This window comes from Mucilaginibacter sp. P25 (assembly GCF_050859465.1).
Classification (GTDB): domain Bacteria; phylum Bacteroidota; class Bacteroidia; order Sphingobacteriales; family Sphingobacteriaceae; genus Mucilaginibacter; species Mucilaginibacter gossypii.
Window position 1 is genome coordinate 229417 of sequence record NZ_CP193937.1, and the last position, 15150, is coordinate 244566.

17 protein-coding genes are annotated in these 15150 nt (G+C 44.0%); 1 reads left to right on the top strand and 16 read right to left on the bottom strand.

What is annotated here, in order from left to right; genetic code table 11:
- Positions 1 to 12: 12 nt before the first annotated feature.
- The 16 genes from ACRQ5D_RS01120 to ACRQ5D_RS01195 all read right to left on the bottom strand — a co-directional run bounded on the left by ACRQ5D_RS01120 (position 13) and on the right by ACRQ5D_RS01195 (position 14164).
- Positions 13 to 1302, bottom strand: coding sequence for an alpha-L-fucosidase (locus tag ACRQ5D_RS01120; protein ID WP_091166880.1), 1290 nt, complete (start codon positions 1300 to 1302; stop codon positions 13 to 15).
- Positions 1303 to 1315: 13 nt separating this feature from the next.
- A complete protein-coding gene (locus ACRQ5D_RS01125; protein WP_091166878.1) occupies positions 1316 to 2080 on the bottom strand; it encodes an SDR family NAD(P)-dependent oxidoreductase in 765 nt (254 codons plus the stop codon).
- Positions 2081 to 2453: 373 nt separating this feature from the next.
- Positions 2454 to 4115 (bottom strand): UxaA family hydrolase, encoded by a 1662-nt coding sequence (locus ACRQ5D_RS01130; RefSeq protein WP_432328357.1) that lies wholly within the window; start codon positions 4113 to 4115, stop codon positions 2454 to 2456.
- Between the two features lie 49 nt (positions 4116 to 4164).
- On the bottom strand, positions 4165 to 5517 hold the full coding sequence (locus ACRQ5D_RS01135; protein WP_091166873.1) for an alpha-L-fucosidase: 1353 nt from the start codon (positions 5515 to 5517) through the stop codon (positions 4165 to 4167).
- Positions 5518 to 5551: 34 nt separating this feature from the next.
- Positions 5552 to 5860 (bottom strand): L-rhamnose mutarotase, encoded by a 309-nt coding sequence (locus ACRQ5D_RS01140; RefSeq protein WP_432328359.1) that lies wholly within the window; start codon positions 5858 to 5860, stop codon positions 5552 to 5554.
- 334 nt (positions 5861 to 6194) lie between these two features.
- Entirely contained in the window at positions 6195 to 6335 is a 141-nt protein-coding gene (locus ACRQ5D_RS01145) for a hypothetical protein (RefSeq protein ID WP_432328361.1), read from the bottom strand.
- 155 nt (positions 6336 to 6490) lie between these two features.
- Positions 6491 to 6682: a hypothetical protein gene (locus ACRQ5D_RS01150; protein ID WP_432328363.1), complete on the bottom strand. Its 192-nt coding sequence runs from the start codon at positions 6680 to 6682 to the stop codon at positions 6491 to 6493.
- A 27-nt stretch (positions 6683 to 6709) separates the two neighbouring features.
- On the bottom strand, positions 6710 to 7069 hold the full coding sequence (locus tag ACRQ5D_RS01155) for a penicillin acylase family protein (protein ID WP_431198971.1): 360 nt from the start codon (positions 7067 to 7069) through the stop codon (positions 6710 to 6712).
- The gene (locus ACRQ5D_RS01160) at positions 7066 to 8322 is read right to left on the bottom strand and encodes a penicillin acylase family protein (protein WP_431198972.1); all 1257 of its coding nucleotides are present in this window, start codon (positions 8320 to 8322) and stop codon (positions 7066 to 7068) included. Before ACRQ5D_RS01160 ends, ACRQ5D_RS01155 begins: the two co-directional genes overlap by 4 nt.
- The gene (locus ACRQ5D_RS01165) at positions 8316 to 8945 is read right to left on the bottom strand and encodes a penicillin acylase family protein (protein ID WP_431198973.1); all 630 of its coding nucleotides are present in this window, start codon (positions 8943 to 8945) and stop codon (positions 8316 to 8318) included. The genes ACRQ5D_RS01160 and ACRQ5D_RS01165 overlap by 7 nt, the downstream gene beginning before the upstream one ends.
- Before the next feature lie 470 nt (positions 8946 to 9415).
- A complete protein-coding gene (locus ACRQ5D_RS01170) occupies positions 9416 to 10219 on the bottom strand; it encodes a DUF3810 domain-containing protein (RefSeq protein ID WP_431198974.1) in 804 nt (267 codons plus the stop codon).
- A 2-nt stretch (positions 10220 to 10221) separates the two neighbouring features.
- The gene (locus ACRQ5D_RS01175; protein WP_431198975.1) at positions 10222 to 10479 is read right to left on the bottom strand and encodes a DUF3810 family protein; all 258 of its coding nucleotides are present in this window, start codon (positions 10477 to 10479) and stop codon (positions 10222 to 10224) included.
- Between the two features lie 169 nt (positions 10480 to 10648).
- Positions 10649 to 11167, bottom strand: a complete 519-nt coding sequence (locus tag ACRQ5D_RS01180; protein ID WP_091166863.1) for a DUF2911 domain-containing protein — start codon at positions 11165 to 11167, stop codon at positions 10649 to 10651.
- A 272-nt stretch (positions 11168 to 11439) separates the two neighbouring features.
- Positions 11440 to 13236 carry a hypothetical protein gene (locus tag ACRQ5D_RS01185; RefSeq protein WP_431198976.1) on the bottom strand — a complete coding sequence of 599 codons (1797 nt, stop codon included), beginning with the start codon at positions 13234 to 13236 and terminating at the stop codon, positions 11440 to 11442.
- Between the two features lie 13 nt (positions 13237 to 13249).
- Positions 13250 to 13843 carry a hypothetical protein gene (locus tag ACRQ5D_RS01190; RefSeq protein WP_432328367.1) on the bottom strand — a complete coding sequence of 198 codons (594 nt, stop codon included), beginning with the start codon at positions 13841 to 13843 and terminating at the stop codon, positions 13250 to 13252.
- Between the two features lie 114 nt (positions 13844 to 13957).
- Positions 13958 to 14164 carry a hypothetical protein gene (locus ACRQ5D_RS01195; RefSeq protein WP_091166858.1) on the bottom strand — a complete coding sequence of 69 codons (207 nt, stop codon included), beginning with the start codon at positions 14162 to 14164 and terminating at the stop codon, positions 13958 to 13960.
- 291 nt (positions 14165 to 14455) lie between these two features.
- Between ACRQ5D_RS01195 and ACRQ5D_RS01200 the strand changes: the two genes are divergently transcribed.
- Positions 14456 to 15103 carry a DUF47 domain-containing protein gene (locus ACRQ5D_RS01200; RefSeq protein ID WP_091166857.1) on the top strand — a complete coding sequence of 216 codons (648 nt, stop codon included), beginning with the start codon at positions 14456 to 14458 and terminating at the stop codon, positions 15101 to 15103.
- Positions 15104 to 15150 lie beyond the last annotated feature (47 nt).

Here is a 15150-nt window from a genome sequence, read left to right on the forward strand (position 1 = left end):
ATTATCGTTGTATTAGTTAGTTGTCAGTTTAATAATAGTATCGTTAGGGTCGGTTGCCACGCCGCTAAGATATACAAACACGCCCTCGGTTTGTTGTTTAAATTTCACCGCGCTGCCATCGGCCAGTAAAGCGGCTTTGGTTACTTTTCCTTTTAATTGCGGAATGAAAACGTAGGGTTGTTGCGGTGCTGTCATCACATGCACATACAGGTTTTTATCTTTCTGAGTGATTACTCCCCATGGCTGTGCCGGGATACCGCTGCCGCGGGTACCGTAAATCGCTTCGCCATTTTTTTGTACCCAGGCGCCTACAACAGCCAGCGTATCGGTAAATTCAGGCTGAATTTTTCCGTTTGGCATCGGGCCTATGTTCAATAAAAAGTTCGCATTTAAACCGGCCGCGTTAACCAGGTAATGGATAATGCGTTTGGATGACTTAAAACTCCTGTCGGTAATGTTAAAGCCCCAACTGTTGTTAATGGTTTCGCAGGTTTCCAAAGGTAATGCACCTATTTTTGATTTACCGCTGAAACCTGTAGTATTAGCTCCGGGCAAATCCTTTTCAAACATCTGAAAATCTTCGCCCTCTTTTGGCTCAAGGTGATGGTTATTGCCTACCAGTATAGCAGGGTTCAGTTTATGGATCAATCCGTAGATCTCGTCATAATGCCAGTTAACATCACGCTCCCAGTGGCCATCAAACCAAATGCCTTTAACGCCGGGGTATTTGGTAATGAGTTCCGTAAGCTGCGCTTTCATAAAACTGATGTAGCTGTCCCAGTCGCCGTTTGCGGGCTTGCCGTCAACTATCGGACTGCCATAAGCATAATCCTTGCGGCCCCAATCCAATAGCGAATAGTAAAAATGCAGCTCAATACCTTCCTTAACACATTCCTGTGCCAGTTCCATTAAAGGATCTTTGTGGTAAGGAGTAGCATCAACAATATTGTACGGCGATGCTTTAGTACCAAACATGCTGAACCCATCATGATGGCGCGAGGTAACGGTGATATACTTCATGCCCGCTTTTTTGGCAAACATCACCCAGTCGTGGGCGTTAAAAGCCTGCGGATTAAAGAAATCGGCCAAACGTTTATAGCTATCATAAGGGATATGCTTTTCATTCATCACCCACTCGCCCGCGCCAAGCTCACTGTAAATACCCCAGTGAATAAACAGGCCAAACTTCATATCCTGGAAGTTTTGCCTTGCAGCAAGGTTGTCGGTCGTTGGCGTGTAGGTTTGAGCGCCCGCGCGTACGGCGCCAAGCAGCATACCCATTAATAATAGCTTTTTAATCATATTAAGTCAGGTTTTAATTGTTCAGGGTGATAAAGCCGCCATCGATAGGATAATCGGTGCCGGTAATAAATCCAGCTTCGTCTGAGCAAAGGTAAAGTGCCAAAGCAGCTACTTCTTCCGGTTTACCCATCCTGCCTATCGGTTGACTTTTTGAGAGCTTTTCAAAGATTTCATCCTCACGACCAGCGTAGTTTTTGGCGATGAACCCATCCACAAAAGGTGTATGCACCCTTGCCGGCGAGATACAGTTGCAACGGATGTTATCATGCAGAAAATCACGCGCTACAGATAAGGTCATAGCATGGATGGCGCCCTTGCTCATGGAGTAAGCAAACCTGTCGGTAATGCCAACGCTAGCTGCTATGGAAGCCGTGTTGAGGATCACGCCGCCGCCATTGGCTTTCATTGCCGGGAGGGCCGCGTAAAGGCAGTTGTAAGCGCCTTTAACATTCACGTTAAACACACGCTCAAAATCTTCGGTACTGGTATTATCTGCCCTGCCAATATGCGCTATGCCTGCGTTATTGATCAGGATATCTATCTTACCTATTTTGGTAAAAGTATCAACCACTTGCTGCTGGTTACTTACATCACAGGCATAGCCCGTAGCTTTACCGCCCGCCGTAGTTATTTCGGTCACGGTATCGGCTGCCGCCTGATCGTTTAATTCGATGATATGAACCTCGGCGCCTTGCTGTGCAAATAACACGGCCATAGCTTTGCCTATGCCGCTGCCGCCGCCTGTTATAATTACTGATTTATTGGTTAGTTTGAACATAAGTACGGGCCGGGCCCCCTCTAAATCTCCCCCGAAAGGGGAGACTTTTTTGTTTTATGGTTATTAATATTTTATCTCTCAACGCCGTTGTTGGTATTGTCACCAACAACTTTTTTCAATTCCCTCCCTCGGGAGGGGTGCGGTTGGACTATGCGGTGGCAGGGAGGGGTTTATACGCCATGCTTGCCGATTAAGCATATCGAAGAAACCCTTCCCTACACCCTCCCGAGGGAGGGAATCGCACGAGCCCCAGCTTTTATTGATGTTATAACGACACTCTCCTCTTCGCCGTTGTTGGTGTTGTCACCTACAACTTTATGCCTCCACGCAAATCTTTCGCCGTTGTTGGTGTTGTCACCAACAACCTCCTATATTACAACGACACCCCTCTCTTCCACGGGATAAAATCATCCTGGCCAAGTTTTACCGATTTAGGTTCGGCTTCGCCGCTGGCTACTTTTATTACGTAATCCAGGATCCGCTCGCCGGCCTGGTGAATGGTTTCGGAACCTTCAATAATGGTACCGCAGTTAATATCTATAATATCGGGCATACGCTCAAACATAGCCGTATTGGTTGATAGTTTGATGACCGGCGTAACCGGGTTGCCAGTAGGTGTCCCCAAACCGGTAGTGAATAGTACGATGTTTGCGCCTGCGCCTACTTCGGCAGTGGTGCTTTCCACATCGCTTCCGGGGGTACATAGTAAATTCAAACCAGGTTTGGTTACTTTTTCAGGATAATCCAAAACTGCTGTTACCGGCGACGTACCGCCTTTTTTAGCGGCACCTGCCGATTTAATGGCATCAGTGATCAATCCATCGCGGATATTGCCCGGCGACGGGTTGGCATAAAAGCCCGATCCATCCGCCTCTGCACGTGCATTATAAGTAGTCATGAGGTGCATGAAGCGGCTAGCGGTTTCCACATCGATACAACGGTCGCTCAGTTCCTGCTCCACACCGCAAAGCTCAGGGAATTCCGACAGGATCACGGATCCGCCCATGGTAACCAGCAAATCAGACAAGTAACCCAATGCAGGGTTAGCCGAAATGCCCGAAAAACCATCCGAACCGCCGCACTCCAAGCCAATACACAGTTTTGACAATGGTGCAGGTTGACGGGTTGTTTCATTGGCTTTCACTAAACCCGCGAAGGTTTGTTTCAAAGCTTGTTTCAATAGCTGGCTTTCGGTGCCTACTTTTTGTTGCTCCAATACTACCAGCGGCTTGCTGAAATTAGCATCACGTTTAGCAATTTCATTTTGCAAAATGCTCACCTGCGCATGTTGGCAGCCTAAGCTTAATATGGTTGCTCCGGCCACGTTGGGGTGGGTAATGTAGCCTGCTATCAATCCGCAAAGGGTATCTGAATCCTCGCGGGTGCCGCCGCAACCCATGCTGTGACTCAGAAATTTAATACCGTCGATATTTTTGAACAGGCGTTTAGAGTTTGGCTTATCCTCGGATACCTGGATATCGGCGTTCAAGATCTCCTCTACAGATTTACCAGCCTGGTAAAGTTCCATCAACTGCTCCACATCGCCCTCGTAGCTTTTGGCTTTTTTGTAGCCCAGCTTATCAACCAGTGCTTCCTTTAATACGTTGATATTCCTGTTTTCGCAAAAAACCATCGGTACCACTATCCAATAGTTACCTGTACCTACCGAACCATCGGCACGGTGGTAGCCCATAAAGGTTTTGCCTTCAAAGTTAGTCGTATCGGGCTGGTGCCATTGTAGCTTGCGTTCGCCCAAATGGAAGCCTTCGGCTGCGTGGTGCACATTTTCGGTGGTTAACAAACCACCCTGCGGTATGACGGCCGAGGCTTTGCCTACCAGCACGCCGTACATGTAAATTTCCTTGTCTACCGGCAGTTCGTTAATGGCGAATTTATGCTTTGCCGCTACTTTATCTACCAGTGTAAAAGTTTGTCCATCAAACGTGATAACGGTTCCCTGCGGCAGGTCCTGTAAGGCTACCAGTACGTTATCATGCGGATGGATCCTTAAATATGTTTCCTTTTGTGTTGACATTATTTGTATATGATCGGCCCTTTTTTTAGTAAGGACAATATTTTTTTGCTTATTGCTGAAGCGTAAGTTCAATTACCGGAATTTCATACGGCGGTTTTTGTGCGGGGAGCGTTAACTCCAGGTCGTCACCGCTGCCATCCTTATATAAAAGTTCAGAGCTGTCATTTAAAAACTGCGCGTATTTGATCTTGCCTTTGTAACCAGGTAAAACCAGCTTGCCTTGCGGATAGTTAAACAAATGTATATACAGTTTACCGGCGGCTTTGTTATAAGTAAGCTTGGTTCCCTCTGGTATTTTATAAGTATCAGGAGCAAACGTGCAGTTGTATACCGATTTGCTGTTGGCGTGCATCCAGTAAGCCAGGCTATCCAGCGCGCGGGTAGCACGATAGTCAAACTCGCCGCGTGCGGTTGGCCCCACATTCAGGATCAGGTTGCCGCCATTGCTTACCGAAGTAATTAACAGATCGAGCAGTTGACGATGGGTTTTCCAGGTATTTTCATCACGGTAGTACCCCCATGAACCCGAAAAGGTTTGGCAGGTTTCCCAGGTTTTGCCACGGTATTTGGCCAGTTCGGCAGTGCTTACCTGTTCAGGGGTTTCAAAATCAGCGCCGTCTTTATACTCTTCCAAGTTAAGGCGGTTATCTACAATAATGCCCGGCTGTAACTTCCTGATCAGCTTAAGCAACTCAACAGATCCCCATTCGTCTTTGCCTTTACCGTGACCATCTTTGCGCGGGAATGAGAAATCAAGCCAAAGGATATCGATTTTGCCGTATTTGGTTAGCAGTTCGGTGATCTGATCGCGCATGTACTGGCGGTATTTGGCCATATCGCGCCCTTTGTTCAGTTTAGCATATGAGGCATCGCTTTTATCGGCAGGCGACTGTGGGTGGATCTCGTCAATAGTATATTGCGGATGGTGCCAGTCTAACAGCGAATAATAAAAGCCAACTTTTAAACCCTGTGCCCTGAAAGCGTTTACGTATTCACGTACCAGATCGCGTTTGGCTTTGGTATTGGGAGCTTTATAATCAGTAAATTTTGAATCGAACAGGCAAAATCCTTCGTGGTGCTTGGTGGTTAGTACCGCATATTTCATCCCTGCCGCTTTGGCCTGCTTTGCCCATTTTTGCGGGTCAAACAGGTCGGGGTTAAACTGGTCGAAATATTTCTGGTAACCGGCGTTATCAATTTTTTCGTTATGCTTTACCCATTCGTGGCGGGCAGCCTGCGAGTACAGGCCCCAGTGAATGAACATACCAAAACGGTCGTCCTTCCACCATTCCATGCGTTTCTCTTTCTGGGTATCGGTTTCGGTGCCTATCATTTTTTGGGCAAATACCGATGGGGCCATCAGCAACACAAACATCAACAGTAATTGTAGTTTCTTTAGCATAACTATTCTATTTATAAGGAGAAAATTTTGTCCATTAAAACCCATTTTGCACCTGCGGGCGCATTTTTACCGGCGACTGAAATCCCCACATCAAATCTTCCCATTCCTTTACTTTAGGGTTCGCCGCATCTAAAGCTGCCGATTTTTCGAAACTGAAAGTATCATCAACCTCCATGATCATGAACATGCGGGTATCAAAACGGTAGATCTCCATTTTGGTGATTCCTTTGGCGATAATGCTGTCATGAATTTCGGGCCAAATAGCCTGGTGATATTTTTCGTATTCGGCAATGAGTGCCGCGTCGTCTTTCAGATCGAGGGTTAAACAGTATCGCTGGCTCATAGAATAGCTCTCAAAAAAGTTTATATCGGTAATACAAAGAAATAAGGTTTGCAGGTAAATAGTTATCGGGAATTAAACAAAATGTTCAACTATTTTGGCATAGACCGTTGATGTGTTTTGATTACGCTGATAGCGTTGATTTTGAACTTTGATTTTTAGAGATTGGGGATTGTCAGTTTTTTTCTGAAACGGGATTTTTAAGGAATCTATTAGATGGACAGGATTTTTGTCTGAACTGTTTTTTGAATTTGTTAAATGGACAGGTTTTAAATAGCCAGGGATATTTCGATTATCATCCCGGCAATCCTTAAGTCCCTAAAATCATGGTTCAGAATCAATCAAAACCTAAATATTCCTTTTGGTGCACTTCTACCGAGCCGGAGATATTATCGTGATTAAGGAATATTACGATATGGAAAAAATCATTATCAAAAAGATAGATATCGTTTTTCACATCAGAGCCGTGGAGTTTCATGATCAGACCCATGTGTTTAGCCTGGCCTATTAAATTAATGATGTGTTGCGGTGTAGAAGTGGTATAGGTAACGGTACGCAGTACAGCTCCGCTGCTAAGCTTGCTACTAACGCCTATTACAATGGTTTCTTCCTTATTATCCGGCCCTATCCTGTTCAGGTGCTCAATGCTGTTGCCGTTAACATCCTGGAGATACCGGCGCTTGAATTTTTCCCGAGGGTAAGATAGTTGTGTGCTTCGGCGTTTGAAAGATTGGAGATATTTGCCAGATCATTAATGGTTATGCTTTGGGCAAACAACGTTTCGCTGCAAAACAACAATAAGGCAATTAACAGGGTTCTCTTCATTTTTTAACTTACCAAATATACTTTTTACTATTTAAAACCGTCGCCGGGATGATAGGTGCGCTGCACGTGCTTTAAAACATCTTTTTTGTAAAACAGCACATCCTTAAATTTACCGTCAATAATGCCCTGCTCCTGATCGGTGAAGTTTTTTGATGCAGGGTCAAAAGAGCTGCCGCCATTTACGATGCTTTTGGCCCTTAACCGTGTACCAAATTCCACAACAGCGATAAAACTATTGCCCGAATATCCATACCGCTTGTTGGTGTTCATGGTACGGCTCTGGAACGATGGCAGCTGTCCAAAGCCCGATCCTGTTAAACCAACCGGGATACTGGGTTTGTTATCATCAAAGCTAATGCCATCATCCGGGCGCTGGTAACGGTTCATCTCCCCCACTCCACTTTCCAGGTACCAAAACGGCTTTGCAAATTTTTAAGTACATCATTTAACCAGGCTAATTGCTGCGCCGGACTTATGGTTTTAACCAATGTTTGAAAGCGCCGGGTAATAAAAGTGCTTTCCTGATCGGTTTGAGGCGGCGGCAGTGCTTTCACCATCAGGGTGCCCCATTCAATAGCAAGCGAACTGGCTACAGAATGGATAGCGGTATTCCTGTCCCATTGCTGCAGTATCTTTACTGGCTCAGCAAGCGATTGCTTTACAGAATCGGGGGCTGCATCGTATGCTTTAAAAAGTGAGGGTAACAGATCGTCAAAAGCGGCCAGGTAGTGGTCATACCCTTTGACTACCAGGCCATCAAGCGTAAGGTTTTTCGCATCTTTTAAAATCCGGATAGCAGTTACTGCCCGGTAGTTTTCACCATCGGGGGCCATGTACGCCGGGTATTTACTTTTATCCGGACTTGACGTGCCCGAAGCCGTATATGGTGTTGAATTACAGTTCTGGATCCAGCCGGTGGCGGGGTTGGTAATGGTGATGATCTCGCTCAGCTTGTGGACACCCTGCCATTCGGTAGCTGATGTGCTGCCATCAACCGGCAGGCTCCAGTCATATTTGGGATTGCGTTTGGGGATGTAGTTGCCGTACCAAAAAATTGTATTCCCCTTATCATCTGCGTAAACGGTACTGTTTGTAGCGTTTGATAACATATTCATGGCCTTTTTATATTCGCCCAGGTTATTAGCTTTGGTTATCAGCCATGACTCAACCAGGGCATTGTATGAGCGGTTGTTAGCTTTAAGTGCCATCCACTTACCATCCCTGGCGCCCAGCACCGGGCCGTGATGGGTATAATAGCCTGTTATGGAGCGCTGTTCAATCTCATCGTTATGCTTTATTTTGAAAGATAGTTCGCGGGTGATAACGGGCCTTAGCTTACCATCATATTCGTAATACCATTTACCCTCTTTTTTACTCACTTTTTCGGCGTAAAGATCGGCTACGTCGGCATAGGCACTGGTATGCATCCATCCGCAGTGCTGGTTAAAGCCCTGGTAAATAAAAAACTGGCCCCAGGTAACAGCCCCGTACGCGTTAAGGCCTTCATCGCTTACCAGCGCAACCTCACTGCGAAAATAGAACGGCACATGCGGATTGATATACAACAAAGCATGGCCCGATGCCGATTTGGATGGTGCTATAGCAAAGCCGTTTGAGCCGGTTTCGCGCTCGTTCACCATGTCGTAAATATTTTTTCCGGCTCGCTGATCACCGCGCCGAGCTTTTCGGGGGCAGTACTGTAAAACTCTTTGGTTTCGCTTAGTTTAATCCCCCCGGTTTCGGTAGCGGCAACGCTGCCATCGGTAAACATCAACGCGTACCAGGGTTCAAAATGTTTAAATACCTGGGGTTTTACTTCGGGATGTTTGTATAGGTAATAGTTAATGCCATCGGCAAACGCATCCAACAGTTTCCGGAACCAGGGGGCGCTTGTTTTATAATCTTTAATGGCATCGGCACTATCGGCAATCAGTTGCAGTTGCACGTCGGTATATAAATTAGTTTCGCCATCAACCTGGGTCTGTTTGCCTAGCTGGTAAAGGTAATTGCGTTCAATACCTTTAAAGTTATCTTCGCACTGGGTATACATCAATCCGAAAACAACAGCGGCATCTGTTTTTCCATAAATGTGAGGAACTCCCCAATTATCCCTGATAATGGTTACTGACTTTGCTAATGATTCGCTCCGTTTTATTTCCTTTTGATTAATTTTTTGAGCAAAAACCAAAGCAGGAAGAAACATTGAAACAATAATAAAATTAACTTTCACGGTAACAGCAATTTTACCAAACAATTTATCCATATAAATGTGAAGTAAACGAGGCTTTTTAAAGATTTTGAAGTAAATTTGGAGATTAATTCATAATAATTACATAGCACTGCCGTTTTTATTCAAATATTTACAATCGGCTTTTTTTAAGGTAATTATTTGCTGTACTTTTAAACTGTATAGTTAACATTTGATAAATTTCTGTACCGGTTTCCTTTCCGGTATCCGAATATAAAGAACTTGGGTACACATTTAATATGATATCTGAGATTTAGTTGATTCAATATCATTTGAGACGTGATATTGTGTGCGTTCCGGGGTGAGATACGGAACGCATTTTTTTATCTGCTACGCTCAATTTCACTTCGCGTCATTTTGCTTCGCGTCATTAGGTCATTTACCTTGTGTCATTGAGTCATTTTGCTTTGCATCATTAAGTCATTTTGTTTGTATTTCATGGCTCGATAATTCCAAAACAGTTGCATATCGCCTTCCAAAATGACTCAATGCCGCGAAGCCGATGACAACCATTGGTTTCGGTACCACGCCATAGCTAACAACACCATGCGGTTATAGGTTTCGAGGCCCTGGGGCTGGTTGTTGGCTTTCAGGAAATTATCGTAAAAAACACTGCTTATGGCCCCCAGCTTGTTTTCGTAGGCCAGCCAATAATTGCGCTCGGTGATATAATCGCCGCGTACATCTTTGCTGATGAGCGCTTTGAGTTCTTTATGCGCAAGGGTATCACGGGCGCCAAGCGAGTGCATGAATTCCTGCACGGCGAGATGATATGCCGAATAACGTAACAACCTGTCATGTGATTTTACGGCGATGACAAAGCCGGCAAAATCAGCTTCATCCTCCGCCCCGTACCCCATCTGGTGCGACATTTCATGACATACCACAAAGGGTCGGTTAAAAATGGGCATCTGGTAATTTACCTGGGCTTCGGAGGTGAAAGGGTTATAATAGCCCGAGGTACCGATATAATTTAATAATGGCGTCAATATCGATGGTTTTACATCAGGATTATAAGCCCTGAAATTAACAGAATCTTTACTGAGCACGCCGATGGCATGCCGTGCTGTATTATAAATATGGGTATTACTTTGGGCCCAGTCTGCTGGTGTAAGCCGTGCACGGGTAACGTTGGCGCTGTCAATCAGGATCCGGGTTACCGCTTTAAGATCAGCGGTTGTAAAAGCAGTATCCCTGAGCCCAAGCCGCTCGGAGGCCGGCAGCCTGAAATAGTTCATTCCCCACAAAAGATAAAAAGCCACAATGCCTGCCTGTATACCTATAACCAACCCTAAAAAAGTCTCCCAGCCATTTGAAATCTTTTTTTAAACAACAGGGCAATTAACATGATCACCGCATAAATCAAATAAATAACCACGGCTATATATGCAATGTCGCCAACACTAAACGGAAATACGTTTAAAACGGAATGAAAAACCCGGCATATGACAATGTAAAAACCATTGGCATAATAACGTTCAACAGCCACCGGATGATCAGCAAACAGCATCAGCAAAAAAATAGTCAATGCCAATAATGTTATCGCCATGATTCTTTTTAGTACAGGTTTTTTTGGGTTGGGTAGCGCATTATCTAAGGTAAATATAGCGCTTTAGGGTTCAGGTTTAAAAAAGAATGCTTTTGCGCGCTAAAACCCGGGTAATAGAAAAGGCCCCTGGCGGGGCCTTAAAAATTGTGAAAAATAAGGTTACTGAATATCATTTACTTACAGACACCGGCACTACGATCTTATCCCAGAACATGCAAAAGCTTTTTGCATCAACTGTATAAACTAATCTTTCGTGCATTGGCGCGGCTTTGGTTTTTACGTTTACACGCAGGGCGTCTTTTGACTCATCGTATTTAAACGCGCCCCATTGTTTGGCCACCTTGTTAAAAATAACTGTCCAGGTACCGTTTTCGGCAGGAATCAGGAAAAAGCCGTAAGTACCCGCTGCCAGTGGTTTACCCTCAACTTTGATATCTTTTGTTGTTGTAAAAGTTGTGGCCTCGTTAGCACCTGCACGCCATACTTTACCGTAAGCTTCAAGACCGCCCCAAATTTTACGGCCTTTAACCGATGGACTGCCATAGTTAATAGTAATAGTTGAACCTGCAGCTGTACCGCTAACGCTATCGCGCGGGCTTGCAGGTTTGTTCTGGGCAAAGGTTACCGCTGATACTAATAAGGCGAAAGCAAACAGGAATGCTGCTTTAAGCTGAAATGATTTTTTCATAAGATTTCTCATAATTTATTTAATATAAAGATAGATTGAAATTTGATTTAAAAACAACTATTCGTTTAAATACCTTCGAGAGGTGATTTTAACACATAAAACACTGAAAATAAACACCCGATGATTAAACTATTTTGATTTTATATTGTTTAATAATTGAAAGATCACATTGCAATTAGGAATAGACCGGAGGGATTCATAGCCCAAAGGTTAAACAATTGTTGTGGTTTTTTTACCCTGCCTACCATGGCAGGGTTTTTTATGCGCCGGCATCATTGTACCTTATAAGTTAATATGCTCCGCCCTATATTGCCTGCTTCATCAATACCCTCTATCACCAAACGGTAATTACCTTTGCTATCTGCATTAAAAAAATCAAACGAGGCATTGCCATCTTTGCCAGTTACAATATCGGGGTTCCAGTAGATAGCGGTTCTTGCGTCAGGTTTCTTATCAGCACCTGTTGATGCTTCATAAACCGGCGAATAAAAGGTACGGGCTTTGTAAAAACCCCTTGCTGTAAAATACAGTAAGCCTGGCGAAATCACATTATTTGAAACAACCGGAGCTTGAGTTTTCCACATTTTGAGCACCAATACCCCATTTGCCCCTCTTACACCATATATGGTAGCATCGTTATTTTTTAACACATTTACACTTTCAACATCAGCAGCATTGTAATTATCAATACTTGTTCCGGCCGGCAATACGGTATCATCAACTACAATCAACATTGGCCCTCCCTGCATGACCGGGTTCACCTTGTCGGCCAGGTAGGGCACACCTTGTCTCAAAACAATACCATTTAAACGTCCCTGCAACCCGTTTGACAGGGTGCTTTGGTCTCGCAGGTTATTTTTCCCCAAAAACTCTGTAGTAAGCTTACCGGCATTAATGCCTCTTTCACTAATGGTAACCGCATTAAGTGCCCTGCTATTTGCATCAGCTATATAAACCGGCTGTTGCGTAGTTTTATCAAAGCCCGCACCATTTACCCCTTGTGCCGGGCTCATCAAATCTCCGGTTTTGATATTTGTTAATGCCTTTGCCTGAGAAATGGATATTTTGGTATTACTTTTCCCTTGGGCCGTTTTAGCCTGGATCATGAACGGGGTTTTATCGTCATAAACCAGGTTTTTGAAAGTAAAATTACCATCATGATCGGTGGTTTGTGTTAATAAAGCCCCGCCTGCCTGCGGCATCAGGGTTACCGTACCGCCATCAACCGGCTTCCCCGAAATTGTTTTCACCTGGCCCGATACATCGAAACCGTTTTCGGCAGTATACACTGCGGCAGTGTTGGCATCATTTAGCACTTGCTTCCACTCAAAGTGGCGGTACCCCTGGCTTAGCATCAATACATCAAGGTTTGACCGGGTATCATTGCTAACATCAGCAAAATAATAATTGGGTTGCTCAATTGCCCCTTTCAGATCTGAAGTTAGCAGCAGACTTGATAATATGCTATTTTCATCGTCCCCGGTTGTGGAAACTTTGTCGGCATCAATAACTGCTGCTGATAAATAGCTTTTTACCGCCTCTCCATTTTTGTTTTTAGTATTGATAGCAATATGCACCTTTCCTCTTACCGGGTATAAAGGTTTATCGCTAACAGATGTAATCGTTAACAGGTCGGGATTTTGGATAAATACCAGGCGCTCATTGAGTGGTTCGCCCTGCTCCGAAAAAAGCGTTATCCGGGCTATACCTGTTTTAAAATCTTTTTTATTAAGATTTAGGTCGAGCACCTGGTTATCAAGCACGGTTTTTACCGAGCGGATACTACCGGCCGAATAAATAATTATCCCTATTTCCTTGTTCTTATTTTTAAGGTAATAAGCTTTATTGGCATTTATTTCAATGCCAAGTTTATCGGGATTATCATTGTTAACCATCAACGTGATCCCCTCGTTATCGGCTTTCGGTAAATCCACTATCGCTTTGGTACCATTGGCATAGGTTAAATTAGCTTTATAAGTTTTACCTGCTTCGGCAGTAATAAATATAAGCCCCATGCCCAGGTGTTTCGATTCAAACCTGGTTACTTCGGCATTGGTGTTGTCAACCACAACACCTTTAACATCAAGCCCCTGACCGTTTGTACTTACCGCTTTGAAGGCCAGTTTGATTGGTATACCGTTTACAAAACTTCCCCTTCCGGAAAAAAGCGATGTTAGGTTTACCTGCTTTAACCACTAACGCTTTATTGCCTGCAAATGCCCCGCCATTGACGTTTACCTGCCGGTCAAATAAACTCTGCCCGTTATCGATCATCCACTTAGTATAAGCCCTGATACGATAGGTTCCTCCGGGCAAGATACCGGGAAGACTAAAATCGCCTGCGGCCAGGCCGTTAACCATTTGCAGTGGGATAGTTTGCAGCAGGGAATCGGAGGGGCTAACCAGGTCGACATGTAACATGCCACTTAACTTTGAAGGCTCATGCTGTTCGCCCAGGGTTACATATGCTTTGAAGTATATGGTATCGCCTGCATTGTAATAAGGTTTATTCAAATGCAGGTACACTTTTTCAACTGCTTTATTGGCCGATAAAGTTTGCAGACGCGATACCACAGCGTCTAAAGGAACGGAAGGTGAAACCGGATTATTATTTTGTGAAAAAACAGGCACAGAGCAACACCATGCCGCTAACAGCGATAAAACTATCTTTTTCATAAGCGGGAATGACAGCAGGTTAAAACTGGTTATATAATGGCAATTAAATATAAGTATTTATTTGCAAAAACACTCATTTTAAATTAGTTATACACACCTACAAAACTGCGCCTGCTATTGCGTCAGTTCGGCATCCTGCTTGATTTCTTCCCAGTAAAGTGTTTCAAGGTAAATACCGTTTTGAATAGCTACACGCGCACGTATTTTTTCTAATTCGGCTTTCACTTCTTCATTGCTGAGCTCCCTACCCAGCGAATGGTAATAAATGGCGTAACCTGTTTTGCTGTTTACGCATTTATAATGCTTTTCCCCGGCTTTCATAATTGGATTGACTAATACAAATACAATACTGCAGATGGCAGGATTGTTTTAATTAAACTCAAATGTTACACAATTTTCCTTATTCAATTAGCAGGTTTCTTTTTACTTTAAGTCAGCAACTTACAACCTCACTAATTTCGTTTTATTACATTGGCTTAACCATTCTTAACATTAACTTAACAATTGGCATTATATTAATGGTTACTTTTATCCGCTGAATAATTTATAGTGACATATTTTAAAATCCACTTAATATAACTACTGTAAATTCACGACTGATAAGACAGATCAATGAAGAGCACTAACTCAAAATCGATATTTCCAAACTCAAACCAGGTTTTTTACGATTTGTTCAACACTGCTGTAGCCAATGTTACCGAAATGGCCAGGCTACTGGATGAAGCCGTTAATGCCCCCACCTCATATGAGCAGAAGTTTAATTTTGCCCATATTGATAAGCTGAAATTTAAAAGTTATGAGATAACGCACAGGGTATTCTCCGAATCGGGCCGGACGCTGATCTCGCCGTTTAACCGTAAGGATATGTGCGAACTGGCATCGGCCATTGATGACGTAGCAGACAGGATTACCATGGCCGCCCGCAGAATAAACCTTTACAACGTACCTGTTATTACCCAGCCAATGATAGATTTGGCTGCCCTGATCCTTAAAACCAGTACCGAGCTTGAAAAGGCAGTAAACGCCATGAACAACCTGAACAAATCGTCCGAAATTTTTGAGCTTTGCAGTAACATCAAAAAACTGGAAGCCCAGGCCGATGCAGTTCATAATAAGGCCTTTGCCGATCTGCTCAATAATGAAAAAGATCCGATTGAATTAATTAAATACACCGACGTTTTTGCAGCCATGGAAACTGCTACCGACAGCTGTGAAGATACAACGCTGATCATTGAAAGTATCCTGATCAAGAACGGATAAGACCTCACCCAACCCTCTCCAAAGGAGAGGGCTTTAAATAGATATTT